This window comes from Conyzicola lurida (assembly GCF_014204935.1).
GTDB classification, from domain to species: domain Bacteria; phylum Actinomycetota; class Actinomycetes; order Actinomycetales; family Microbacteriaceae; genus Conyzicola; species Conyzicola lurida.
In genome coordinates this window covers 112,274-137,112 of record NZ_JACHMJ010000001.1, presented here as the reverse complement: position 1 = coordinate 137,112, position 24,839 = coordinate 112,274, and the positions used below count along the sequence as shown (strand labels likewise).

The 24,839-nt window shown below is 63.5% G+C and carries 18 protein-coding genes; all 18 read right to left on the bottom strand.

The annotated features are described in order from the left end of the window. Positions 1–41: 41 nt before the first annotated feature. Positions 42–512: a 30S ribosomal protein S7 gene (rpsG, locus tag HD599_RS00690; RefSeq protein WP_130981948.1), complete on the bottom strand. Its 471-nt coding sequence runs from the start codon at positions 510–512 to the stop codon at positions 42–44. Continuing rightward, positions 512–886 carry a 30S ribosomal protein S12 gene (gene rpsL / locus HD599_RS00685; RefSeq protein WP_184232704.1) on the bottom strand — a complete coding sequence of 125 codons (375 nt, stop codon included), beginning with the start codon at positions 884–886 and terminating at the stop codon, positions 512–514. The genes rpsG and rpsL overlap by 1 nt, the downstream gene beginning before the upstream one ends. A 317-nt stretch (positions 887–1,203) precedes the next feature. Continuing rightward, positions 1,204–1,641, bottom strand: coding sequence for a DUF6121 family protein (locus tag HD599_RS00680; RefSeq protein ID WP_184232702.1), 438 nt, complete (start codon positions 1,639–1,641; stop codon positions 1,204–1,206). Between the two features lie 8 nt (positions 1,642–1,649). After that, complete coding sequence (locus HD599_RS00675) at positions 1,650–2,483, bottom strand: hypothetical protein (protein ID WP_184232700.1); 834 nt, start codon at positions 2,481–2,483, stop codon at positions 1,650–1,652. Positions 2,484–2,646: 163 nt separating this feature from the next. Further along, on the bottom strand, positions 2,647–3,282 hold the full coding sequence (locus tag HD599_RS00670) for a hypothetical protein (RefSeq protein ID WP_184232698.1): 636 nt from the start codon (positions 3,280–3,282) through the stop codon (positions 2,647–2,649). After that, a complete protein-coding gene (locus HD599_RS00665) occupies positions 3,282–4,019 on the bottom strand; it encodes a hypothetical protein (protein WP_184232697.1) in 738 nt (245 codons plus the stop codon). Before HD599_RS00665 ends, HD599_RS00670 begins: the two co-directional genes overlap by 1 nt. Continuing rightward, positions 4,016–5,062, bottom strand: coding sequence for a type IV pilus assembly protein PilM (gene pilM / locus HD599_RS00660; RefSeq protein WP_184232695.1), 1,047 nt, complete (start codon positions 5,060–5,062; stop codon positions 4,016–4,018). Before pilM ends, HD599_RS00665 begins: the two co-directional genes overlap by 4 nt. Before the next feature lie 31 nt (positions 5,063–5,093). Continuing rightward, a complete protein-coding gene (locus tag HD599_RS00655; protein ID WP_184232693.1) occupies positions 5,094–5,939 on the bottom strand; it encodes a prepilin peptidase in 846 nt (281 codons plus the stop codon). Continuing rightward, a complete protein-coding gene (locus tag HD599_RS00650; protein ID WP_184232691.1) occupies positions 5,936–7,747 on the bottom strand; it encodes a hypothetical protein in 1,812 nt (603 codons plus the stop codon). The genes HD599_RS00655 and HD599_RS00650 overlap by 4 nt, the downstream gene beginning before the upstream one ends. After that, the gene (locus HD599_RS00645; protein ID WP_184232689.1) at positions 7,747–8,412 is read right to left on the bottom strand and encodes a type II secretion system protein; all 666 of its coding nucleotides are present in this window, start codon (positions 8,410–8,412) and stop codon (positions 7,747–7,749) included. The genes HD599_RS00650 and HD599_RS00645 overlap by 1 nt, the downstream gene beginning before the upstream one ends. Before the next feature lie 26 nt (positions 8,413–8,438). Beyond that, entirely contained in the window at positions 8,439–9,887 is a 1,449-nt protein-coding gene (locus tag HD599_RS00640) for a prepilin-type N-terminal cleavage/methylation domain-containing protein (protein WP_343061814.1), read from the bottom strand. Positions 9,888–10,011: 124 nt separating this feature from the next. After that, positions 10,012–10,455, bottom strand: coding sequence for a type II secretion system protein (locus tag HD599_RS00635; protein WP_184232685.1), 444 nt, complete (start codon positions 10,453–10,455; stop codon positions 10,012–10,014). A gap of 131 nt (positions 10,456–10,586) precedes the next feature. Beyond that, positions 10,587–11,825, bottom strand: coding sequence for a type II secretion system F family protein (locus tag HD599_RS00630; RefSeq protein ID WP_184232683.1), 1,239 nt, complete (start codon positions 11,823–11,825; stop codon positions 10,587–10,589). Positions 11,826–11,827: 2 nt separating this feature from the next. Next, the gene (locus HD599_RS00625; protein WP_343061813.1) at positions 11,828–13,993 is read right to left on the bottom strand and encodes a type IV pilus twitching motility protein PilT; all 2,166 of its coding nucleotides are present in this window, start codon (positions 13,991–13,993) and stop codon (positions 11,828–11,830) included. A gap of 1 nt (position 13,994) precedes the next feature. After that, positions 13,995–15,665, bottom strand: coding sequence for a GspE/PulE family protein (locus HD599_RS00620; RefSeq protein WP_184232681.1), 1,671 nt, complete (start codon positions 15,663–15,665; stop codon positions 13,995–13,997). Positions 15,666–15,785: 120 nt separating this feature from the next. Then, entirely contained in the window at positions 15,786–17,228 is a 1,443-nt protein-coding gene (locus HD599_RS00615) for an L-serine ammonia-lyase (protein ID WP_184232679.1), read from the bottom strand. A 127-nt stretch (positions 17,229–17,355) separates the two neighbouring features. Then, a complete protein-coding gene (locus HD599_RS00610; RefSeq protein WP_184232677.1) occupies positions 17,356–21,237 on the bottom strand; it encodes a DNA-directed RNA polymerase subunit beta' in 3,882 nt (1,293 codons plus the stop codon). A gap of 44 nt (positions 21,238–21,281) precedes the next feature. Then, positions 21,282–24,806 carry a DNA-directed RNA polymerase subunit beta gene (gene rpoB / locus HD599_RS00605; protein WP_184232676.1) on the bottom strand — a complete coding sequence of 1,175 codons (3,525 nt, stop codon included), beginning with the start codon at positions 24,804–24,806 and terminating at the stop codon, positions 21,282–21,284. Positions 24,807–24,839 lie beyond the last annotated feature (33 nt).

Genomic DNA, 24,839 nt, shown 5'->3' with positions numbered 1-24,839 from the left:
GGTGACGGATGCCGCGGCATCCGTCACCGGAATAAAGCTGGTTACCAGCGGTAGTGCGCGAAGGCCTTGTTCGACTCGGCCATCTTGTGAGTGTCCTCACGACGCTTCACCGCGGCGCCGAGGCCGTTCGATGCGTCGAGGATCTCGTTGGTGAGGCGCTCGGTCATGGTCTTCTCACGACGGCCCTTGGCGTAGCTCGTGAGCCAGCGGAGAGCGAGCGTGTTGGCACGGTGAGGCTTGACCTCGACCGGGACCTGGTAGGTCGAGCCACCGACGCGGCGGCTGCGGACCTCAAGGGTGGGGCGAACGTTGTCGAGAGCCTTCTTCAAGGTGACGACGGCGTCCTGGCCGTTCTTGGCGGACACGCCTTCGAGTGCACCGTAGACGATGCGCTCTGCGAGGCCCTTCTTGCCATCAAGAAGGATCTTGTTGACGAGCTGGCTGACGATGGGGGCGCCGTAGACCGGATCGGCTACTACGGGGCGCTTGGGAGCTGGACCCTTGCGAGGCATTACTTCTTCTCCATCTTCGCGCCGTAACGGCTGCGAGCCTGCTTGCGGTTCTTGACGGCCTGGGTGTCCAGCGCGCCACGAACGATCTTGTAACGGACACCGGGGAGGTCCTTAACGCGACCGCCGCGGACCAGGACCATCGAGTGCTCCTGGAGGTTGTGGCCTTCACCGGGGATGTAGGCGGTGACCTCGGTGCCGTTGCTCAGCTTGACGCGAGCGACCTTGCGGAGTGCAGAGTTCGGCTTCTTGGGGGTGGTCGTGTAGACGCGGGTGCAAACGCCGCGCTGCTGCGGGTTGCCCTTGAGGGCGGGCGCCTTGGTCTTGACGACCTTCGGCGAACGGCCCTTACGGACCAACTGCTGAATGGTGGGCACTAAGTAACTCCTTGTAATAACTGCACGGTGACAGTTGCATGATGGTTAGCATTCGGGAGAACCTTGCGGTTCATCACGAGTTCATCTGGACCCGACGAAGTCAGGTATGCCGTGGGGGGAGACCCGAGAGGATCACACCCTGTGTGTGGCGGATTGTGGCCCCAGTGCGCCACGAGGGCACGACGGGAGCGCACGACAAAGCGCACACCTGCAAAATACTATCCCCGGCGGGGCTGGCGGTCAAATGGTTTCGCCTGCGGCGTACCCCGTCACGGCGGATTGAGCCTGTCGAAATCCCCCGGTCTGGGCGCGATAGATCAGCGCCTCGTCGAGGCCCACATCACGACGACCGCCGCCCCCGCCAACACCGCAGCGCCGAGCACGAACGGACTGAGCGCGTAGGCGCCGACGAAGAGCACCAGCCACGCGGCATCCGCTCGAATAAGCGTGTAACCGACGGCCCCGACGACAAGCATGACCACATAGACGGATGCCGCGGCGAGCACACCCGCGACGACCGGCGACCTGCGCCGCCGCACCCGCAGCAGCGCGACGAAGGTCACGACCACGGACGCGAGCACCATCGCCGGTCCGAGCAGTGGACCCGCGTCGGTCTGCGCGACCACGTTCACGTCGAGCGCCAGGCTGACGAAGCCCCAGAGCGCGATGACCGCGGCGGCGTAGGTGACGACGACGAGCACCGCGAGCATGCGCGGGTCGGCCGGCGGCGGGAGCTGACGCGGCGAGTCAGCCACGGTCGCGGCTAGTAACCGCGGGTCTGGGCCCGCTCGGACTGTTCGCGCTGGAACGCGGCCTGCGCCTCGATGTTGCGCTGCTTGACCTTGCGTCCGCGGCTCGCGATGATCGCTCCGGCCCAGATCGACACCTCGCGGGCGACGAGGCCCGCGGCGATGGTGAACGGGTCGGCGAGTCCCTGGCGGAACTGCTCGGCGGCGACCTCGGCGGTCTGCGCGAAGATGTTGGAGCCGAGCAGCAGGGCGGCGATGGTGCCGAGGTAGACGACGAGGCCGACGAAGATGCTGCCGATGACGTAGGTCCACCAGCCGGCGCGGTTCACGATCAGGACGAGCGCGATGAGGGCGGCCACGAAGAAGAGGGCGGGCACGTAGAACGCGGTCTGGCCGAGGAAGCCGAGGTTGACGGCGCCGAGGATCGAGCCGTAGACGATCGTCATGACGACGACGAGAACGGCCATGAACACGACCGTCGCGGCGACGGCGATGAGCACGCCGAAGCCGCGGTTGCCCTTCTCTGCGGGCGGAGTGGGGGCGTTCACGTAGACGACCTGCGGCTGGTGCGTGGGCTCGGGTGCGACGTAGGTGGGCTCGGGGGCCGTGTAGACGGGCGCCACTGGCTCTTCATTCACCACGGGCTCCGAGATGGGCACGGCGGACGTGTCTTCGACGACGATCTCCTCGGGCTCGACGAGCGCGGGCTTCTCGACGACGGGCTCGGAGTCGACGGTGGCGATCACGGGCTCGCGGTCGGCGAGGCTGTCGTAGACGGGGCTGCCGCTGGCGGGCGTCGTCGGGGTCGACTCAGCCGGGGTGATCGGTTCGTCAGTCTTGTCGGCCATCGAGGTACTCCTTAAACAGGCCCAGGAGGCCATCCGAATTGATGGGTAACTCTACCAATCGAAGCTTCCGAGCACGCGACGGCTAGCCGGGGAGCGCGTTAAATGCGCGATGCCCGCGGGCGCCGGGTGGGGGCGGCCGCGGGCATTGCGATTTCGGTCGGCGCTACTCCGCTACTGCGCCGGTATCGGTTACCGCCCCGTCGACCGCAGCGGCTGTTGGGTCAACGACCGGGGTCTCGAGCAGTCGGTAGACGAACCCCTTGATATCGACGGTATCGACGGAAGACATCGTGATGTCGCTCGCCAGAAATAGTCGCGAACCTCTCTGGAGACCGTCGACAAAGGCCATCATGTTGTCACGCGATCCAGCGATGCTCAGTTGGATGGCGGTTGTTGTGAAGTTGTTCGACGTGATCGAAGCGGGCAGGGTTGCTAGCGCTTCCTCGGTGGGCATAAATAGCGCCTCGTCAAGCGAGGAGTATGCCGTAATCGAGACGCCGTATGTCGTCTGCAAAACCGCCAGCTCACCGATCAGGTCGTCGAGCTTCGCCTCGGCGGGAATCAGCTCCTGCAGTTCGGCCACCTCGGCGGTGATCGCCGCTGTCTGAGCGGACTCTTCGCGAAGCCGCAGCAGCTCGGCACGCTGTTGCAGGTTGAGCACCTCGACGCCAGCGCGTTCCGAATCATTCGCCGCGGCGGCGTCGAGCTGAGGCTTGACCCCCAGCAGGCCGCCGAGAACGAAGATGACGACGATAAGGAGTACTCCGGCGATGACCCAGATTCGGCTATTGGTAATCATCAGTTGGTTCCTTCGCCCTCGGTGGTGGTGCCGTCAGGTGCGGTTTCGTCGGTCGCCGCGCCTTCAGCTGGAGCCTCTGCCTCCGCGGCGTAGCGATTGCTGTACGCCCCGCTGGAGATGTTCAGCGTGACCGACGCCACGTAGAACCCGTTTAGGTCGAGCGCAATACCTGACGCGGTCGCGTCCACGTATCCGGGCAGTGTCTTGAGGGATTTGAGCCACACATCCACGTCGCCGAAGTTCGGCGTCTCCATCGAGAAGCTGATCGTTGCGTCGCGGTCCGCTTGGGTCGGCGCGGTCACTGCGGCGATGCCCTCCACCGGCGCCTTTGAATCAGCGACGAAGGAGTCGAGAACCATGCCGGCGGGCAGCGATGCCATGATCTTCTCGTAATAGCTCTTCCAGTCGATCTCGGTGGACGCGCCGACGATGAGTGCCTCATCGATGGTCGCCTTTTGCTGGGCGAGGTTTCGCACCTCGGCGAACTCATTCTGCTGCGCGAGCAAGCTGGTGGTCTCTTCTTGTGCGACAGCGAGCTTGTCCGACGTTTCGATCGATTTCCAGCTCGCGAAGCCGTAACCTGCCGCGGAGATTAGAACGGCACCAATGATGCCGAACACAACCGAGCGCCGGATGGATGCGTCACGCTTGCGATCGGCAACTTCCGGCGGAAGAAGATTGACGCGAGGGGACGCGCCCAACACGAGGTTGGCTTCTTTGGCGCTGCGCGGGCTCATGCTGCCGCTCCCAGGGCGAGACCGAGAGCGACCGACATTGAATCGCGGATCTCCATCGGCTGCGTGCCAACACTCTTGGCAACGGTCAGTGTGGCGAAGGGATCGCTCTGGACAAGTTCGACCCGCGTGAGTTCTTGCAGCGCCGCCGGGAAGCCCCCGAGACGGGAGCCTCCCCCGCTGAGGACGATTCGCTCGACATTGCCCACCGGGTGCGTGTTGTCAAAGTAGCTGAGAGTGTTGCGAATGCTATTCAGTAGTTCCGCTGTCGACCGATGGATGTGCTCGAGAATCGGTCGATGTTCGTTAAGAATCGACGCGGGAGTCAGCCCGAGAGCTCGCTTGGCATTCTCAGCAAGACCCTCTTCGATTTCAAGGCTCATCGATACCGCGAGCGTCACATCGTTGCCGCCCGCAGGAATGATGCGCACGAACTGCGGCACACCAGCAATGAGGATGATAACGCTCGTGGTCGACGACCCCACATCTACTAGCGCAATCGTTTCTGGCCCGCCGTGGGAACGCGCCTGCAGCCGGGACAGCGCGAACGGGATCAGGTCGACCTCGAGCGGCCGCAGACCCGCGAGAATCGCGGCATCGACCTTCGCGAGAACAGACTGCTTGACCGCTGCGACGAGTAGTCCGTTCACCATGGGACCGCTTTCTGCATCGGACTCGGATATCGGGTAGAAGTCGAGCAGCGCTTCAGAGACAGGCATGGGAAGCATGTCCTGAACTTGGAAGGGCAATGCCTCGCGAATTTGCGCAAGTGACGCCTTCGGCATCACCAAGTCCCGGGCGATAACCCGCTGGTTGCCCATACCCAAGACGACGTCCTTGCTCTTGAACCCCCCGACGGTCCAGAGCTTCTTAAGGGCGGACGCGACGGTGTGGGTTTCGACGACCTCACCGTTCTTCGCCGCGCCGTCCGGCAGCGGCACCTCGTGCATGCGCACGATCGTGGGTCGAGCTTTAGTCGTGCCCTCAATCTCGACGGCGCGCACGCTAGTGCTACCGATATCAATGCCTACTATTCGTGATGCCATTCACTTACCCCTTGTTGTGATGCCGTGCATGTTATGCAAGCCCGACCAGGCTGAGATACCCGGCCCAGACGCGCCCCCCGAAAAATATTCCTATCCACGCACCGGCGAGCATCCACGGTCCGAATGGAATACCGCTCTTGCGGCCTGCCTTGCGAGTCAGAAGCAGCGCGATGCCGAATAGGCCTCCAAGCAGGAACGCTGCGAAAGCACCGATGATCAGACTCCCCCAGTCGAGGAACCCGAGGATGACCCCGATCACGCCAGCGAGCTTGACGTCGCCAAAACCCATTCCGCCGGGATAAACCAGCGCCATGAGGAAGTAGACCGCAAATAGGATCGCTCCACCGATGGCTGCCTGAAGCAGTTGCGTGTAGTCACCGTAGATGAGCGATGCCGCAATCAGCAGTATCGCGACGACGGGGTACGCAGGCAGCACGATCGCGTTCGGCAGCTTGTGCGTGTCGATATCAATGCCGGTGAGCGCGACGCTGATCGCTGCAAAATACAGAAACGCCACAAGCAGAAACGCGGTGGCAATGATTATCGGGACAGGTGCCGAGTAGGGAAGCGGGAAACGATATGCCGCTGCGGCAAAGAGCAAGCCTGTGGCGAGCTCGACGATCGGGTAGCGGGCAGAGATTGGCTCGGCACAGGTCCGGCATTTGCCTCGCAATAACAGCCAGGAAATCACAGGGACGTTGTCTCTAGCACCGATGTGGGAGCCGCAGTGCGGGCACGCGCTGGGCGGGTTGACGACCGACATGCCCTGTGGGACACGGTAAATCACCACGTTCAAGAACGAGCCGATTACGAGTCCCAGCACGCCGACGATCACGATCATGATCACATTGAGGATCGCGGCGTCCTCGGCGATCATCGCGGTGACCCGTCTGCGGCGAAGGCCACATTGGTCTCCACCCAGGTATTCACGCCATAGGTTGTCGACACTGGCGAGAGGAATTTCGGTGGCGCGGTATACCTCATCCGCTTGTCATACTCGTATGCCTTCGAGTACCCGGAACTGTTGCCCGCGAGTCCCACCGGACCACGGAATTGCTGGGCGATCGCTCCGTTGATAGTGAGCACCCCGCGGTAGTCGCCGTTCTCGTAGTTCTGCACTGTAAACGTGTGGTTTACCGAGAGGATGGCAGCGTCGATTCGGCGGGCGCTGTCGGTAAGGAGACTCTTGTTGTTGCGGTCCTCAGGGTTCCAAACAATCACGGCGTTGTTGCCAACTAGACCGAGCATGTCATCGTTGGAGTCCTCGTAGGTGAGCTCTCCAGTGATGAAAATGTAGTTGTCGGCACCGACGGTCACGTTGCCGTCTAGCTTTCCTTTGACGAACACGTCACCGCTACGGCATCCGTAGGTGATCGTCGCAGACACCGGCTCGTTGGTTGTCGGGTAGCCGATTCCGTTGCCGTCGGGGGTGGTCGAGTTCGAGCCGGTGGTGGGCAGACCCTTGCAGTTGAACTGCGCCGGCTTCGAATTGCTTCCCGTCGCGTCCCACGCGTTCGGGTCACTCGAGCCGGCCGCTTTCGTCGGAACGGACTGTACGTAGATCACATTGTTGTCGGGCACTGGAATGTTCTGGCCGAGAGCCGAACCCAGGCCCTGAACCCCCGGCGTACCGCAGCTTGCAGAAACCGAGCCGCTTGTCGCCGGCGACCCGACAATGTTCGTTTTCAGTGTGTACGGCGAACGCACGGTCATCGTGCCGTTTCCGAAAAATTCGATGCTCGTCGGGCCGGTAAAGAGGCATCCGGGCAGCGTGCTATTGAGCGCCGCGACGTCGGATCGAGTTTCCTGGATGAGCGCTCCATTGGAGGCCGGCATCGTCAGGGGTGGGCTATAGGCCGGGTATCCATTCGCAGCTAGATCAAAAGTTGCCGCTCCGCAGCCGGTTACCGAGGTGTACTTGAGACCACTTGTCGGGTTCGACGTGGTGAACGTGTCCTTGAAGCGCGAGGCACAGACGCGAATCGTGTCGTTGGAATGGACCGGGCCCGCGATAACGTCGTTCGTCCCGAATTGGATTTCACTGCAGTCCCTGTTTGCTGTGTCCCTGTCGGGCCGGCCGGCCCACTTGTACTTAACGCACGCGCTGTTCACGCTGGTGAACGCCGGGTCCGAGATCTCGTAGTTGGTGAAATAGAGAAAATCGATAAAACCCTGCTGACGCAAGTCGGCGACGATCGTTCGTGTGGACTTTCCTACTTTGCCCGTCGACCGAATGCGAAGTGTGCCCGTCGTGCTGTACTTCGAGTTGTCGACCTCGTACCGGAACTGTGCCGGGTCGTTCTTGACATTGACGTCGGCGGCGGGATCACGTGGCACTGTCGCCCAGGTGCCTGCGGTGCCGATGCCGAATGCCGGATTGGCCTCTGTGGGAACGATGACGGAACTGCCGGTGCCAGAGGTGAACAGTGACGAAGGATTGCCGTACTTCACGTAGGTGGAATCATTGGCAAGACGGCTCTGATACTCCTCAACGCCGGCGTATGCCGCGGCCATCGCCGCGCTCCACGCCTCGTCTGTATTGGCTTTACGGAACCCGCCAAGCGCGTAAGTAACACCCGTCGCGACCAGGATCGTCAGCACAGCCCCAATCGAGATCACCATGATGAGCGCGAGGCCCTCTTCGCCGTCCCGCTTGAGTCGCCGTCTGTACAGTCGTCGGATCATTATGGCCCCACTCTCGACACGCCAAGGTTAGGCATGCCCACGGTGTTCTGAAGGGTAAATGCTTTGGCACGCGCGCTGAGGTCCGCCTGGACGGTAACAGTCACTTGCACTGCCGCGACTGCGCGTCGCTGCGACTCGGTGAGGCCGCCGGACGCCGGCATCGTCAGCTCGACGCCACGTGAGTCGTAGTAGGTGAACAAGTACTTCTGTCCCGCAGTGAGCGGCGGTGTGATAGGCGGGATAAGGCGCGCGATGGTGCGAGTTGCGCCAGGTGTCGTGCTGAAGATCCAATACCCGGCGCTGTTCTTCGTGCTCGACCAACGAGTCTCACGGAGCTCTCGCGAAGTGGCGTTAACAGCCAGTTGCACCTTGACCGGTGAGAGCACGCCAGTGGAGGAATCGGCGAGATAGGAATAGATAGTCATCTCTTCCCTGTTCGCGGTCACAAAAACCGGGTCGTTGAGAGTTACGTTGGCGACCCGGATCTCGGTTCCGGCGCGGATGACTCGAGTTATCTCATTCATGCCAATAGCAGCGATGTTCGTGCTGTCCGTGGCCGCGCGATCGCGAGTGAAGTTGGTCGAGATATTGACGAAGAGGCTCACCACGATCGTGCTGAGGATTCCCAGCACCAGAATCGTGGTGGACAGTTCGATAAGAGTCATGCCGGACTCGTCCCGGCGAAGTCGCATCACGGCGTCACCGGCACCCTCGGGTCGAGGAGGATCACATTTGTCGCGGCATTGGACGTTCCCCTGGTGAGGGGAACCATCTTGTTGCCCGCGACCGCATCGGTCTGAGTGCCCGCAGTGCTGCCCGTGTACAACTTCCAGGAGCCAAAGGGAAGGGCGATACTTGCCGCATCCCCTGCGGACGTGTTGGGAAGCAGGCCGAATACATAGGTCATTGTGTTCGCGCAGGCTGGACTCGCATTTTGCGAAACTGCTTTTACATATTTGTTTTTCGCTCCGACAAGCGTGAATACTCCCATGGGAACGCCGACATTAGCGCTGCCCCCTGGCGTGGTGCCGGGAACGGTCGACGCCGGAGGACCGTACGTCACAGCGCCCTCGACTACTTGCGGCCAAGCCGTTGGATTGACGGCCACACAACCGGCCGCGGCGGCCGTTGCGCCGTCACCAGCAGTAGGCGCGACATACGTGCCGGCCATGATGTTGTAGGTGCCGCTTGCAAACGGGAATCGTGAAACTGTCCGCGTCAGTGCATTTGACGTGGCGGTCGACACCGACAATCCGCGCACGTGTAAAAAGCTCGTGTCCATATTGGTGGGGATTCGGATCCCAGCTGCATTCGAGTTCGACGCGTAGGTGAGACCGAAATTAAACTGGCTGTCGTAGATGAAATTCTGCGACGTCGATTTGCCTGCGGTCACCACAACCGGGTTTACCGACGGCGTCGACTTCTGATCCTCGGAGGTTCCTCCGCTGCTCAGGTAATTCGTCTTCGAGACTGACACGATGTAGTTGCCAGGCACGACCTTGAGAACGTAGGAGCAGCCCTGCGCGTCAGTTGCGGAGGGTGTCGTTGTCAGCGCGACTGCACCATTCGCCGGAGTCGCCGGAGTCGCCGTGACAGTCACGCCTGACACACCGATTCCGAGATCGGTGGTGACCGAGACGAGGATCGTGCCCAGTGCCGGATCATTGATGCGCTCTTTGGGATTGATGATCGTGTAGCTGTGAACTGCGGACGACAATGAGCGCATGCCGTCCCAGGTAACCATGACGTCGACGCGCTTGTATCGCAGCGGGGCCCCGGCTCCACTCGCCGTATTGCCGCACTGCAGAGCGAGTCCGGGATCGGAGACCCAGGCTGCCGTGATCTTGGTGTGGAAGGTGTCGCCGTTGATGGTTTGGTCGGGACGGACGGCACTCTGGCCAACGCCGTATGCGAAGAGGTCTTCTGCTGCCCGAGCCAGGTCGATCTCTTGCGAGGCGAGGTTGCTTGCCACCTGCGTTGCGCGAGCATCGCGACTCACGGAAAGAACCATGATCATGCCGTAGATGAAGCCGATGGATATGACGCTGAAGATGAACATGGCGACTATGACCTCGATGAGGGTCATTCCGTCTTCCCGATCGGACGCCGCTCGGATGCGGTCGTGATAATGCTTCAACACAACGCTCCCCCCGAGCTGTTCATTGTGTGTGTAGCCGCTGTGTAAGGCGGCCCGTTCCTCCGTGGAACTGAATGCGGGGCGCCGCCGAAGCGACGCCCCACAATTTGTGCTGGAAAAGCGCGGACTAGTTCGCGGTCCAGGAGCCAAGGCCCCCCGTTGCACTGTTGTAGCGGAGGATCTTGTTGCCGGTGGTGATGTTGGTCGTCGATCCGGTCAGCGTGTATCCGTTGGCGTTTGCCGCGGTGTAAAGAACGTTGTTCTCGGCGCTGAGCTTCACGCCGTCAAGACCGGTGACGGTGTTAATCGCTTTCGCAGTCGCCTCAACCGGGTACTTGCCGTTGTTGTTGGTCGCGTAGGTTTCGACAACGATTGCGGCGTTCTTGAGGTCGGACTCGACCGAAGCCTTCCACGCGCTCTCGCGCTGGCTGAGGAATACGGGAATCGCGATCGCGGCGAGGATGCCGATGATGATGACCACGACGAGGAGCTCGATCAGGGTGAAGCCCTTTTCGTTCTCTTCGCGCTTGAGGCGGGAGGCGTCGAGCGCCCGGTTGATGCTGGTGAACATAACAGAATCCTGTCTATGGATGAATGTGGACAGGTGGCCCCCAAGAAGAATTGCCCCCTACCAGCAATATTGAATGACAACAGTTCAGGCCGACAGACCCTAGTACAGGGGGTGGACTGAAGGGGATTCGCCTAGTTGATCTGCTCGAAAATGCTGAACACGGGCATGTACAGCGCGATAATCATGCCGCCGATGACCGCGCCAATAACGCCGATCATCAAAGGTTCAATAAGCGCCGTAAGCGATTCCGCAGTGCTCTGCACTTCTTCGTCGTAAAAATCCGCGATTTTCGCGAGCATCGTCTCCAACGAACCGGAGTCCTCACCGACGGCGATCATCTGCGTGACCATAGCAGGGAACACGGGCTCCTCGGCGAGCGGCGCCGCGATCGAGCGACCCTGGCGCACCGAGTCCTGCACTTTACGCAGGGCCTCTTCGATTACCCAGTTGCCTGATGTCTCGCCGACGATGGCAAGCGATTGCAGAATGGGCACACCCGAACCCATCATGGTCGAGAAGTTGCGGGTGAACCGGGCGATTGCGACCTTCTTGAACAGCAAGCCGAACACGGGGACTTTGAGTCGAAGTGGATCAATGAAAGCACGGACGCGGTCTTCGTTCTTGTTCTTGCGCCACCACGCGGTGCCCGCAATGATGATGACCGCGAGAAGCGGAACGATCCAGATCATGTTCGCCGAAAGGACGACAAGAACCTGCGTCGCGAACGGCAATTCCCCACCGAAATCCGCGAACATGGCTTCGAACACCGGCACGATGAAGATGAGCATGCCGATGACCGCGAGAAACGCCATGATCAGCACCGCGATTGGATAAGTCAGAGCCGATTTGATCGTCGCGCGCAGCTTCACGTCGGACTCGAAGTTACCCGCGATCGATTCGAGCGCGCCGTCAAGGAATCCGCCGGTCTCGCCGGCCTTGACGAGGAAGACCATGAGCCGCGGGAATACGTCAGGGTGCTTGGCGAGGCTGTCCGAGAATGACCAGCCGCTCTCGATCTGGGACCGCACGTCGTTGAGGGTTTCGCCGAGCTTCTTGTTTTCGGTCTGGTCGGCGAGGATTGTCAGCGCGCGCAGGAGCGACAGACCGGCGGCCAGCATGGTCGCCAGCTGGCGGCTCATGACGGCGAGATCCTTTAGGTCTACGCGCTTCTGGCCGAAGGAGCCGAAGCTGATCTCGCGATTGAGGCCGGTGCCACCGCTGGACTCGGCGACCGTGATGGGCGAGACGCCCATGGTGCGGAGCTTGCCGATCGCGACGGCTTCGGTCGTGCCCTCGACACGTCCCTTGACGACCTTCCCCGCGCCATCCCGAGCGGTATAGGCAAAAGTCTTGGTATTTGTGGCGGCCATTGTCAGGCCCCCTTGTTCGAGAACGAGTCGTCGAAGTTAATACCGGATGCCTGGCCTGAGAAGTCCTGGCCACCGCCACCCACCTCGCTGCGAGAGATGAGCTGCTTGAGGTCTTCGAGGTCGTGCGCCTTCTCGTGCGCGGCCTGGTGCGTGATCTGGCGCGCGTTGACGAGGTCGGCGAGATGCTGGTCCATGGTGTGCATGCCCATTTCACGACCCGCCTGCATGGCCGAGTGGATCTGGTACGTCTTGCCCTCGCGGATGAGGTTTGCGACGGCGGGCGTCGTGATGAGCACCTCGGTCGCGACCGCGCGGCCTTCGCCGTGGGCCTTCTTGATCAGGGTCTGGCAGACGACGCCCTGCAGGGTGGCGGCGAGCTGGGCGCGCACCTGGTCCTGCTGGTGGGGCGGGAAGACGTCGATGACGCGGTCGATCGTCTGCGGTGCGTCCTGCGTGTGCAGGGTCGCGAAGACGAGGTGGCCGGTCTCGGCAGCGGTCAGCGCGACGGAGATGGTCTCGAGGTCACGGAGCTCGCCGATGAGGATCACGTCGGGGTCCTGCCGCAGCACGTGCTTGAGCGCGTTGTTGAAGCTGTGCGTGTCGTGGCCGACCTCGCGCTGGTTGACGAGCGACTTCTTGTTCTCGTGCATGAACTCGATGGGGTCTTCGACCGTCACGATGTGGTCGGCACGGGTCGAGTTGACGAGGTCGATGAGCGCGGCGAGAGTCGTCGACTTGCCCGAACCCGTGGGCCCGGTGACGAGCACGAGGCCGCGGGGCAGCTGGGCGAACTTGCCGATGCGCTCGGGGATGCCGAGGGCGGCGAGCTGCTTGATCTCGGTGGGGATGAGTCGGAAGGCGGCGCCGAGCACGTTGCGCTGCTGGTAGATGTTGACGCGGAAACGCGACTTCTCGGAGAGCGTGTAGGCGAAGTCGAGCTCGAGCTCGTTCGCGAACAGGTCGCGGTGCTCGGGCGACATGATGCTGTGCAGGGCCGTCATGACCTTGTCGGCGTCCCACTCCTCGAAACCGGGGATGGGGCGCAGGCCGCCGTCGACGCGGATCATCGGCACCGCGTTGACACCGATGTGGAGATCGGATGCGCGCAGCTGCACGACGGCGTTGAGCGCGGCAACGAGGTCGAGGTCGCTGCCGACCTGGCCGACGCCGAGTTCTTGGGGCAGAGTGGCTGGCACGATGGGCGCGCTGGCATCGAAGGTGGGCTCGGGGCGCTCCGCGTGGCGGCCGAGCGATTCGCCCGGAATCGAGGATGCGACGGGGGCCGCGGCGGGTTTGGGCAACGTGGCAGCCGGCGCGACGACGGGGGCCGCGGTCGGCAGCACCTCGGTGGGCGCCTCGACCGGGATCGGCAGCGTGTAGCTCGGCACGGCCGGGGCGGGCGGCTGCAGGTCGGCGACGGGCGCTGCGGAGGCAACCGGTGCCGGCACGGCGGGAGTCGGGGCCGGGGCCTCCCAGACGGGAGCGGTAGCTGCGGGTGCCTCCCACGCGGGAGCAGCAGGAGCGGCGGGAGCGGCCGACGCAGTAGCAGCGGCGGCGGCCGGAGCCTCCCAAGCGGGCGCTGCCGGGGCAGCCGCCTCGGGAATCGGCGCCTCATACGTCGGCGGCACGGCCGCGGTCGGGGCCGGCATGTCGAACGCCGACGTGTCGAAGACGGGAACCGACTCGTCGACGGGGGCGAACAGGACGTCCTCGAAGGATGGCGCTGCCGGCGCCGGCGGAGCGGCGAACGAGTTCGGGTCGAAAGCCTCGTCGTACGACGTGGGCGGGGTGTATGCCGAGGGGTCGAACGCCTGGGTGTAGTCGGTGGCGGGGGCCGCGAAGGCGGTCGGGTCGAAGGCGCTGTCGTACGAGGTGGTCTCGTAGGCACCGGTCGGCGGCGCGAACGCGGCCGGGTCGAAGGCCGCGTCGAAGTTCTGCTCGCTGCCGAAGGGCACAGGAGGGGCAGAGGGGTCCGCGGCGGCGAACGGCGGCGGGAAGCCCGTCGGATCGAACGGCTGCTCGTAGCCGGGCGGGGGCGGGGGCTGCGTGTAGCTCCCGAACGACGCCGGCGGTGTGGTGGGCGGCGGCGCGTTCAGGTACGACGCGGGGTTGAAGGCGTTCGAGGGCGGGGGCGGCGGCAGTTCGCCGTCGGGGTCGTAGGTAGGCACGTTAGACAACCACTCTCATAATCTCTTCGACCGACGTCAGACCCATTTGCACCTTCGCCCACCCGTCCCAGCGCAGCGGGATGAGCCCCTGCTCCATGGCGACCTTGCCGATCTCGGCGCTCGAGGCGCGGGCGACGGCGAGGCGTTCGATCTGCTCGGTGACCATCATGACCTCGTGCAGCGCGATGCGGCCGCGGTATCCGGTGTTCGAGCAGTTGGTGCAGCCGACCGGCTTGTACAGCGTGGGCGGCGGGCGGTTCGGGTCGAACGCGAACCGCAGTGCGGCGAGCTGCTCGGGGTCGTGCTGGTACGGCGCCTTGCAGCGGTCGCAGAGGCGGCGCGCGAGACGCTGGGCCACGACGCAATCGAGAGCGGAACCGACGAGGAAGGGCTCGATGTCCATCTCGGTGAGACGCGTGATGGCGCTCGGGGCGTCGTTGGTGTGCAGCGTGGAGAGCACGAGGTGACCCGTGAGCGACGCTTCGATGGCGATCTGCGCGGTCTCGTGGTCGCGGATCTCACCGATCAGCACGACGTCGGGGTCGGAACGCAGGATGGAGCGCAGCGCCGACGCGAACGTGAGGCCCGCCTTGGCGTTGACCTGCACCTGGTTGATGCCCGGCATGCGGTATTCCACCGGGTCTTCGACCGTGATGACGTTGATCTCGGGCCGGGCCACGGCGCCGAGGGTCGTGTACAGGGTCGTCGACTTACCCGAACCCGTCGGACCGGTGACGAGGATCATGCCGTACGGCTTCGTGTACGACGACTTGTACGCGGCCATGTTGCGCGGCAGCAGCGCGAGGTTGTCCATCGACACGGTCGTCGACGAGGTGTCGAGAATTCGCATAACGACCTTCTCGCCCCAGACGGTCGGCAAGGTCGCGACGCGGAGGTCGATCTTCCGGCCACCGTGGGTCACCGACATCCGGCCGTCTTGTGGTTTGCGTCGTTCGGCGATGTCGATCTCGCTCATGATCTTCAGGCGGGAGATGACGCCGTTCTGAATCGCCTTGGGCGCCGACTGCATCTGGTGCAGCACGCCGTCGATGCGGTAGCGCACGTGCACTTCGCGCTCGCCCGGCTCGATGTGGATGTCGGACGCCTTGTCCTGGATGCCTTGGCTGATCAGCAGGTTGACGAAACGCACGATGGGCGCGTCGTCTTCCATCGAGTCGTTCTCGCCCGCCATCACGACGTCGGTCGTGCTGCTCTCTTCTTCGAGGGCGGTGGTGAGGTCGCTCAGCTCGCCGTCGGCGCGGTGGTAGCGGTCGATCGCCTGGCGCAGGTCGCTGGGCGCGGCGACGACAGGGCGGATCTGCATGCGGGCCGCGGCGCGCACGTCGTCGATGGCGAAGACGTCACCCGGGTCGACCATTGCCAGAGTCAGGATGTCGCCGATGATTCCGATCGGCAGGATCTGGTACCGCCGGCACATGGCCGCGGGAACGAGCGAGACGGCCGTTCGATCGACCGGGAACTCCATCAACTCGACGAACGGCAGCTCGGCCTGGGCGGCACGCGCCGAGGCAACCTGCACCTCGGTGACTATGCCTTTGTCGACGAGCGCCTTGACGGCGTCTTCGTCTTCACCCCAGGCACCCGAGATGGAGTCAAGATTTTCGATGGGGACGACTCCGCGCAGAATCAGAATTTCGGTGAGGGTTGCCATTGCATCACCTCACAAAAATAAGGATGCCGTGGGCCCCCCGCGCGGCATCTCGAGAATAGAGTGCAAACGTAACCTTTTGAGAGAGGCATAACCATACCCCTTACCGGGGGGCGCGGGGTGTCAGCACTCGATCACGTTCACAGCGAGGCCACCCTCGCTTGTCTCCTTGTACTTCGTAGACATGTCGATTCCGGTTTGCCGCATCGTCTCGATGACGGTGTCGAGGCTCACCACGTGCGTGCCGTCGCCGAGCAGCGCGAGCCGGGCCGCGCTCACCGCGGTCGAGCTGGCGATCGCGTTGCGCTCGATGCACGGGATCTGCACGAGGCCGCCGACCGGGTCGCAGGTGAGGCCGAGGTGGTGTTCCATCGCGATCTCCGCCGCGTTCTCCACCTGCTGGGGTGTGCCGCCGAGCACCGCGCAGAGCGCTCCGGCCGCCATGGCGCACGCCGAGCCGACCTCGCCCTGGCAGCCGGCCTCCGCCCCCGAGATCGACGCGTTCGCCTTGAACAGCGAGCCGATCGCGGTCGCTGTGAGCAGGTAGCGGCGCATTCCCTCGGCACTCGCGCCCGGCACGAAGCGCAGGTAGTAGTAGCCGACCGCGGGCAGGATGCCGGCGGCACCGTTGGTGGGCGCGGTGACGACGCGGCCCCCCGCGGCGTTCTCCTCGTTGACGGCCAGCGCGAACGCCTGCAGCCACTCCCCCGACCGCTCGCGGTCGATGCGCGGCAGGTCGGCCTCGAGCTTGGCTCGCAGCAGCGACGCGCGCCGCTTCACGCCGAGCGGCCCCGGGAGCATGCCGGGCGTGTTCAGCCCGTTCTCGACGCACGACGCCATCGCGGCCCAGATCGCGTCGACACGCGCGCCGATGTCGCTGTCGGGGTGCAGCGCGAGCTCGTTGCGCCAGGCGACCTCGTCGATCGCGATACCGTCGCGCGCGCAGATGGCGAGCAGCTCGTCGGCCGTGCCGAACGGCAGCGGGTGTGGCTTGCGCGAGGCGAGCTTCGCCTCCTCGCCCTCGCGGCGGATGAACCCGCCGCCGATCGAGTAGTACGTCTCGCTCAGCAGCGGGGTCTCGGCGTCGTCGCCCCAGGCCGCGAGGGTGAGGGCGTTCGGGTGCTCGGGCAGGCGCGTCTGAGGGACAAGTTGGATGTCGTCACGATGGAAGGTGATCTCGTGGGTGCCGGCAAGCCGCAGTGTTTCGCGAGTGCCTCTCGGCAACGCTCGTGCGAGCATCCGGGCGCCGGAAACAGCCCCGACCGGCACACGCCGTCCGCTGTCGGCCAGCCCCGTCCAGGCGCCGTGCACCAGCACCGGGTCACAGGTCTCGGGATCGAGTCCCTCGAGGCCGGCGACCACCGCGTCGGGAGTGCCATGCCCGATGCCCGTGGCGCCGAGCGAGCCGAAGAGCGAGCAGGTGACCGAACGCACGTCGTCGATGATCCCGGTATCGACGAGGCGCAGGGCGAAGGTGCGCGCCGCCCGCATGGGTCCGACGGTGTGCGAGCTCGACGGGCCGATGCCCACCGAGAGCAGGTCGAAGAGCGATACGTACGCGGTCATGGTTGTCTCCCGTCATTGCGAGGCGTCCCTTGTGGGGACTGCATCTGTAGAAAGAGTAGTCGCGCGGGAAACCACAAAGGGCCCCTCACCGTGGTGAGGGGCCCTTCATGTGGCACTACTTAACTACTTAGTTGTAGGTACCGGGGGTGTAATCGTCAGACGAGAACGTGTCGAAGTCGACAAAGCTCAGGTCTGCCTCGCTAAATACCGAGTCATCCGTGAAGATGCGGTTCGGGTAACGCTCGGCCTTGGCTTCTTCCGTCGCCTCGACAGACACATCGCGGTAGCGCGGGAGACCCGTGCCGGCCGGGATGAGCTTTCCGATGATGACGTTCTCCTTGAGGCCCATGAGCGGGTCGCTCTTGCCCTCCATGGCCGCCTGCGTGAGAACGCGGGTGGTCTCCTGGAAGGAAGCGGCCGACAGCCACGACTCGGTCGCGAGGGAGGCCTTGGTGATACCAAGCACTTCCTGGCGAGCGGAGGCGGTTGCCTTGCCCTCGGTGAGTACAGCGCGGTTGAGCTCGTTGTACTTCAAGCGGTCGACGAGCTCACCCGGCAGGAGTCCGGTGTCACCGTGGTCAACCACGGTCACCTTGCGGAGCATCTGGCGGACAATGACCTCGATGTGCTTGTCGTGAATCGGCACACCCTGCGAGCGGTAGACGCCCTGGACACCGTCGACGAGGTGCAGCTGGACTGCACGGACACCCTTGACGCGAAGAACTTCCTTCGGGTCGAGGTTACCGATGTGCAGCTGCTGTCCGAGCTCTACGTGCTGGCCGTCCTCGACGAGGAGGGTTGCACGACGCAGAACCGGGTACGCGACGGGCTCGTCACCGTTGTCGGGGGTCAGGATGAGCTTGCGGCTACGGTCCGTGTCCTCGATGGTGATGCGACCAGCGGCCTCGGCGATCGGGGACGCACCCTTGGGGGTACGGGCCTCGAACAGCTCGGTGACGCGGGGCAGACCCTGGGTGATGTCGTCAGCGGACGCGATACCACCGGTGTGGAAGGTACGCATCGTCAGCTGGGTACCGGGCTCACCGATCGACTGGGCCGCGATGATACCGACGGCCTCGCCGATGTCGACGAGAAGACCGGTCGCAAGCGAGCGGCCGTAGCAGACGGCACACACACCGACGGCGGACTCACACGTGAGAACCGAACGCACCTTGATGTTGTGAACGCCAGCGGCGAGCAGGGTGTCGAGGAGGACGTCTCCGACGTCCGCTCCGGCCTCTGCGATGACTTCGCCCTTGTCGTTGACTGCTGCGGTCGCGAGGCTGCGAGCGTAGACCGAGTTCTCGACGTTGCTGTCGAGGATCCAGGCGCCGGTCGCGTCTTGTGCGGCGATGGGCATGTCGAGACCCTTCGACGTACCGCAGTCGTCTTCGCGGATGATGACATCCTGCGAGACGTCCACGAGACGACGGGTGAGGTATCCCGAGTCAGCCGTACGCAGTGCGGTGTCAGCCAGACCCTTACGGGCACCGTGAGTCGAGATGAAGTACTCGGCCACGGAGAGGCCTTCACGGTAGCTGTTAACGATCGGGCGAGGGATGATCTCACCCTTCGGGTTCGACACGAGACCACGCATACCGGCGATCTGGCGGACCTGCATCCAGTTACCACGCGCACCGGACGACACCATGCGGTTGATGTTGTTGTCGTCGGGCAGGTTGTCTTCCATCGCCTTGGCGACTTCGGCGGTTGCCTTGTTCCAGATCTCGATGAGCTCCTGACGACGTTCTGCTTCTGTCGTCAGACCCTTCTCGAACTGGTCCTGAACCTTGGTGGCCTGCTTCTCGTAGCCCTGGATGATGTCGCGCTTGTTCGGCGGCGTCAGGATGTCGGAGAGCGCGACGGTCACACCGGAGCGGGTAGCCCAGTGGAAACCGGCGTCCTTGATGCGGTCGAGTGCTGCTGCGACCTCCACCTTCGGGTAGCGCTCGGCGAGGTCGTTGACGATCGCGGAGATCTGTCCCTTGTCGGCGACTGCCTCCATGTAGGGGTAGTCGGCCGGCAGGGTCTCGTTGAAGATCGCGCGGCCCAGCGTGGTGTGCTGCAGAACCTTGTCGCCCTGCTCGAAGCCCTCGGGTGCTTCGCCCTCGGCGAAGTGGAGGTTCTCGAGACGGATACGCACCTTGGCGTTGAGGTCGAGCGAGTGCTGGTCGAACGCGAGGATCGCCTCGGAGATCGACGAGAACGCACGGCCTTCGCCTGCAGCGCCTTCCTTGAGCGTGGTCAGGTGGTGCAGACCGATGATCATGTCCTGTGTGGGCAGGGTCACCGGGCGACCGTCAGACGGCTTGAGGATGTTGTTCGACGCGAGCATGAGCACGCGGGCCTCGGCCTGCGCCTCGACGGACAGCGGCAGGTGGACTGCCATCTGGTCACCGTCGAAGTCGGCGTTGAACGCGGCACACACGAGCGGGTGAAGCTGAATCGCCTTGCCCTCGACGAGCTGAGGCTCGAAGGCCTGGATGCCCAGGCGGTGAAGGGTAGGTGCGCGGTTCAGCAGCACGGGGCGCTCGCGGATGATCTCCTCGAGGACATCCCACACCTGCGGGCGCGAACGCTCGACCATGCGCTTGGCGCTCTTGATGTTCTGAGCGTGGCTGAGGTCGATGAGGCGCTTGATCACGAACGGCTTGAACAGCTCGAGAGCCATCTGCTTCGGGAGACCACACTGGTGCAGCTTGAGCTGCGGTCCCACGATGATCACCGAACGGCCGGAGTAGTCGACGCGCTTTCCGAGCAGGTTCTGGCGGAAACGACCCTGCTTTCCCTTGAGCATGTCGCTCAGGGACTTCAGGGCGCGGTTGCCGGTACCCGTGACGGGGCGACCACGACGACCGTTGTCGAACAGCGCGTCAACGGCCTCCTGCAACATGCGCTTCTCGTTGTTCACGATGATCTCGGGGGCACCGAGGTCAAGCAGACGACGAAGGCGGTTGTTGCGGTTGATCACACGACGGTAGAGGTCGTTGAGGTCGGATGTCGCGAAGCGACCACCGTCGAGCTGCACCATCGGGCGCAGCTCGGGCGGGATGACCGGGACGACTTCGAGCACCATGGCGGCCGGCGAGTTGCCGGTCTGGAGGAAGGAGTTGACCACGCGCAGTCGCTTGATCGCGCGGATCTTCTTCTGGCCCTTGCCGTTGGCGATCTGGTCGTGCAGGTCGACGCTCTCGGTGGCGAGGTCGAAGGCCTGGAGGCGCTTCTGGATTGCCTCGGCGCCCATGAAGGCCTCGAAGTAGGTTCCGAAACGGTCCTGCAGGTCGTGGAAGACAGCGTCCTCCGGCTTGAGGTCGCCGACCTTGAGGCTGCGGAAGTCATCCCACACGCGCTCGAGCTGGGCGATCTGCTCGTCGAACGACTTGCGGGCCTGTCCCATCTCCTTCTCGGCGGCGTCCTTGGTGCGACGCTTCTGGTCGCTCTTGGCGCCCTCTGCCTCGAGGGCAGCCAGGTCTTCCTCGAGCTTGCCCAGGCGGTCGGCGATGCGGGCATCGCGCTGGCCTTCGAGGGTCTTGATCTCGAGGCGGAGCTCGTTCTCAAGGCCGGGCATGTCCTCGTGACGTGCATCCACGTCGACCGAGATGATCATGTACGCGGCGAAGTAGATGACCTTTTCGAGGTCCTTCGGCGCCATGTCGAGCAGGTAGCCCAAGCGCGACGGAACGCCCTTGAAGTACCAGATGTGCGTTACGGGTGCGGCGAGCTCGATGTGGCCCATGCGCTCGCGACGTACGGAGGACTTGGTGACCTCGACGCCGCAACGCTCGCAAACGATCCCTTTGAAGCGGACTCGCTTGTACTTGCCACAGGAGCACTCCCAGTCGCGCGAGGGTCCGAAGATCTGTTCGCCGAACAGACCGTCCTTCTCGGGCTTCAGGGTGCGGTAGTTGATGGTCTCTGGCTTCTTAACCTCGCCGTGCGACCAACGACGGATGTCGTCTGCTGTCGCGAGACCAATCTTGATTTCGTCAAAAGCGTGAACTTCGAGCAATTTAGCTTCTCTCTTAGATAACTGAAGTAGTTGTCGGGTTCGGTCTAGATCTCGTCAATAGACGAGGACTCGAACCGGGTAGAGATGTTGATGCCGAGTTCCTCAGCGGCGCGGAAGACTTCGTCATCCGTGTCGCGCAGGTTCACGATGGATCCGTCGGCCGAGAGAACCTCGACGTTCAGACACAGTGACTGCATCTCCTTGATGAGAACCTTGAAGCTCTCCGGAATACCGGGCTCCTGGATGTTCTCGCCCTTGACGATGGCCTCGTAAACCTTCACGCGGCCGAGGATGTCGTCGGACTTGATGGTGAGAAGCTCCTGGAGCGCGTACGCGGCTCCATAGGCCTCGAGAGCCCACACTTCCATCTCACCGAAGCGCTGTCCGCCGAACTGCGCCTTTCCACCGAGCGGCTGCTGCGTGATCATCGAGTACGGACCCGTCGAGCGTGCGTGGATCTTGTCGTCGACAAGGTGGTGCAGCTTGAGGATGTACATGTAACCAACGGAGACAGGCTGCGGGAACGGCTCGCCGGAGCGGCCGTCGAAAAGGCGGGTCTTACCGCTGGAGTCGATGAGACGCTCTCCGTCACGCGTGAGCGTGGTGGAGTCGAGCAGTCCTTCGATTTCGGCTTCGAGCGCACCGTCGAACACCGGGGTGGCGACCTTGGTTCCGGGCGCTGCACTGCGTGCTTCATCCGAAATCTTCTCGGCCCACTTCGGCTTGCCGTCGATGTCCCAACCCTGCTTCGCGATCCACCCGAGGTGGGTCTCGAGGACCTGGCCGAAGTTCATGCGGCCGGGGATACCGAGCGGGTTCAGGATGATGTCGACCGGAGTTCCGTCGGCGAGGAACGGCATGTCCTCGACCGGAAGGATCTTCGAGATAACACCCTTGTTGCCGTGACGGCCGGCGAGCTTGTCACCAGCGGTGATCTTGCGCTTCTGGGCGATGTAGACGACAACGCGCTGGTTGACGCCCGAGCCGAGCTCGTCGTCGTTCTCCGCGGAGAACTCCTTGACGGCGATGATCGTGCCCTCTTCACCGTGGGGAACCTTCAGCGAGGTGTCGCGCACTTCGCGGCTCTTCTCGTTGAAGATGGCGCGCAGCAGGCGCTCTTCGGCGGAAAGCTCGGTCTCGCCCTTCGGCGTGACCTTTCCGACGAGGATGTCGCCGGGGCGAACCTCTGCACCGATACGGATGATTCCACGCTCGTCGAGGTCGGCCAGGAGTTCCGGGCTGACGTTCGGGAGGTCGCGGGTGATCTCTTCCTTGCCGAGCTTCGTGTCGCGGGCGTCGACTTCGTACTCTTCGATGTGAATCGAGGAGAGGACGTCGTCCTTCACCAGGTTCTGACTCAGGATGATCGCGTCTTCGAAGTTGTGACCCTCCCACGGCATGAACGCGACGAGGAGGTTCTTGCCGAGCGCGAGCTCGCCGTTCTCCGTCGCGGGACCGTCAGCCAGCACTTCGCCGACCTCGACGCGGTCGCCCGCGTTGACGATGACCCGGTGGTTGTAGCTGGTGCCCTGGTTGGAGCGGTCGAACTTGCGCAGGTAGTACTCCTGCGTTCCGCCCTCGTCGAGCTGGACGACGATGACGTCGGCCGAAACCTCGGCGACCACACCGGCCTTCTCGTTGGTGAGCACGTCGCCGGCGTCGATAGCCGCGTAGCCCTCCATACCGGTTCCGACGAGCGGGCTCTCGCTGCGGAGCAGCGGGACAGCCTGGCGCTGCATGTTGGCACCCATGAGTGCGCGGTTTGCATCGTCGTGCTCGAGGAAGGGAATGAGCGACGTTGCGACGGACACCATCTGGCGCGGCGAGACATCCATGTAACCGATGGTCTCGACGGGGATGAGGTCGACCTCGCCACCCTTCTTACGTGCGAGCACGCGAGGGTCGGCGAAGTGGGCGTCGGCGGTGAGCGGAGCGTTTGCCTGGGCGACGATGTAGTCGTCCTCTTCGCTCGCGGTCAGGTAGTCGATGGTGGTGGTGACCTTGCCATTGACGACACGACGGTACGGCGTCTCGATGAATCCGAACGCGTTGATGCGTGCGAACGATGCGAGCGAACCGATCAGACCGATGTTCGGGCCTTCCGGGGTCTCGATCGGGCACATGCGGCCGTAGTGCGAGGGGTGGACGTCTCGGACCTCGACGCCTGCACGCTCACGCGACAGACCACCCGGGCCAAGAGCCGACAGGCGGCGCTTGTGGGTCAGACCCGCGAGCGGGTTGTTCTGGTCCATGAACTGCGAGAGCTGCGAGGTACCGAAGAACTCCTTGATCGCAGCGACGACGGGGCGCACGTTGATCAGGGTCTGCGGGGTGATCGCTTCGATGTCCTGCGTGGTCATGCGCTCGCGGACGACGCGCTCCATGCGGGAGAGACCGGTGCGGACCTGGTTCTGGATGAGCTCGCCCACCGCGCGGATGCGACGGTTGCCGAAGTGGTCGATGTCGTCGACGTCGAGACGGACGTCGACCTTCTTGCCGTCGCGAACGCCCTTGACGGTCGACAGGCTGTTGTCGTGCACCGTGACGTTGGGGGCGGACTCGTCGTGCAGCGAGACGAGGTACTTGATGGTCGCGAGGATGTCCTCGAGGCTCAGTACCGAGTCGGACAGCGGAGCGTCGATGCCGAGCTTGCGGTTGATCTTGTAACGACCCACCTTCGCGAGGTCGTAACGCTTCGAGTTGAAGTAGAAGTTGTCGAGGAGCGCACGCGCGGCCTCGGCGGCAACCTGCTCGCCGGGACGGAGCTTGCGGTAGATGTCCTTGAGGGCTTCTTCCTTCGTGAGGATGTTGTCCTTCTCGAGGGTGAGCTCGATCGACGGGAAGCCCTTGAACTCCTCGAGGATCTGCTCGCTCGTCAGGCCGAGGGCCTTGAGGAACACCGTGACGCTCTGCTTGCGCTTGCGGTCGATGCGGACACCGACCTGGTCGCGCTTGTCGATCTCGAACTCGAGCCATGCACCACGGCTCGGGATGATGCGAGCGGAGTAGATGTCCTTGTCGGACAGCTTCTCGGGGGTGCGGTCGAAGTAGACACCGGGAGAACGAACCAGCTGGGAGACGACGACGCGCTCCGTGCCGTTGATGATGAAGGTTCCCTTGATCGTCATGAGCGGGAAGTCGCCCATGAAGACCGTCTGGGTCTTGATCTCACCGGTGAGGTGGTTCATGAATTCCGCGTTGACGTAGAGAGGAGCCGCGTAGGTCTTGCCGCGTTCCTTGCACTCGTCGATCGTGTACTTCGGCTCTTCGAGCTCGGGGCCGGTGAACGACAGCTGCATGGTTTCGCCGAGGTCTTCGATCGGAGAAATCTCCTCGAAGATCTCATCGAGACCAGAGCGCGTGGGGAGGTCGGTGCGGCCCTGGGCCAGACCTTCCTCGATGCGCTTTTTCCAGATGTCGTTTCCGACGAGCCAGTCGAAGCTCTCGGTCTGCAATGCGAGCAGATCGGGAACCGTCAGCGTGTCGGTAATCTTTGCGAACGACACACGCGATGCGGTGCGGCCGTTCTTAGTGGACTTTTTGGTGGACGCGTTGCGCGCAGCAGCCAAGGAAATAACCTCCGTGGACCCCGTCGGGCCTTA

Bases quoted from the DNA above. Each gene is read 5' to 3' on its own strand.
- HD599_RS00635 (WP_184232685.1), bottom strand. From the start codon at position 10,455: ATGTTCACCAGCATCAACCGGGCGCTCGACGCCTCCCGCCTCAAGCGC.
- HD599_RS00655 (WP_184232693.1), bottom strand. From the start codon at position 5,939: ATGATCGCCGAGGACGCCGCGATCCTCAATGTGATCATGATCGTGATC.
- HD599_RS00675 (WP_184232700.1), bottom strand. From the start codon at position 2,483: ATGGCCGACAAGACTGACGAACCGATCACCCCGGCTGAGTCGACCCCG.
- pilM (WP_184232695.1), bottom strand. From the start codon at position 5,062: ATGGCATCACGAATAGTAGGCATTGATATCGGTAGCACTAGCGTGCGC.
- HD599_RS00645 (WP_184232689.1), bottom strand. From the start codon at position 8,412: ATGACTCTTATCGAACTGTCCACCACGATTCTGGTGCTGGGAATCCTC.
- rpsG (WP_130981948.1), bottom strand. From the start codon at position 512: ATGCCTCGCAAGGGTCCAGCTCCCAAGCGCCCCGTAGTAGCCGATCCG.
- HD599_RS00650 (WP_184232691.1), bottom strand. From the start codon at position 7,747: ATGATCCGACGACTGTACAGACGGCGACTCAAGCGGGACGGCGAAGAG.
- HD599_RS00615 (WP_184232679.1), bottom strand. From the start codon at position 17,228: ATGACCGCGTACGTATCGCTCTTCGACCTGCTCTCGGTGGGCATCGGC.
- HD599_RS00670 (WP_184232698.1), bottom strand. From the start codon at position 3,282: ATGATTACCAATAGCCGAATCTGGGTCATCGCCGGAGTACTCCTTATC.
- HD599_RS00630 (WP_184232683.1), bottom strand. From the start codon at position 11,825: ATGGCCGCCACAAATACCAAGACTTTTGCCTATACCGCTCGGGATGGC.
- HD599_RS00665 (WP_184232697.1), bottom strand. From the start codon at position 4,019: ATGAGCCCGCGCAGCGCCAAAGAAGCCAACCTCGTGTTGGGCGCGTCC.
- HD599_RS00620 (WP_184232681.1), bottom strand. From the start codon at position 15,665: ATGGCAACCCTCACCGAAATTCTGATTCTGCGCGGAGTCGTCCCCATC.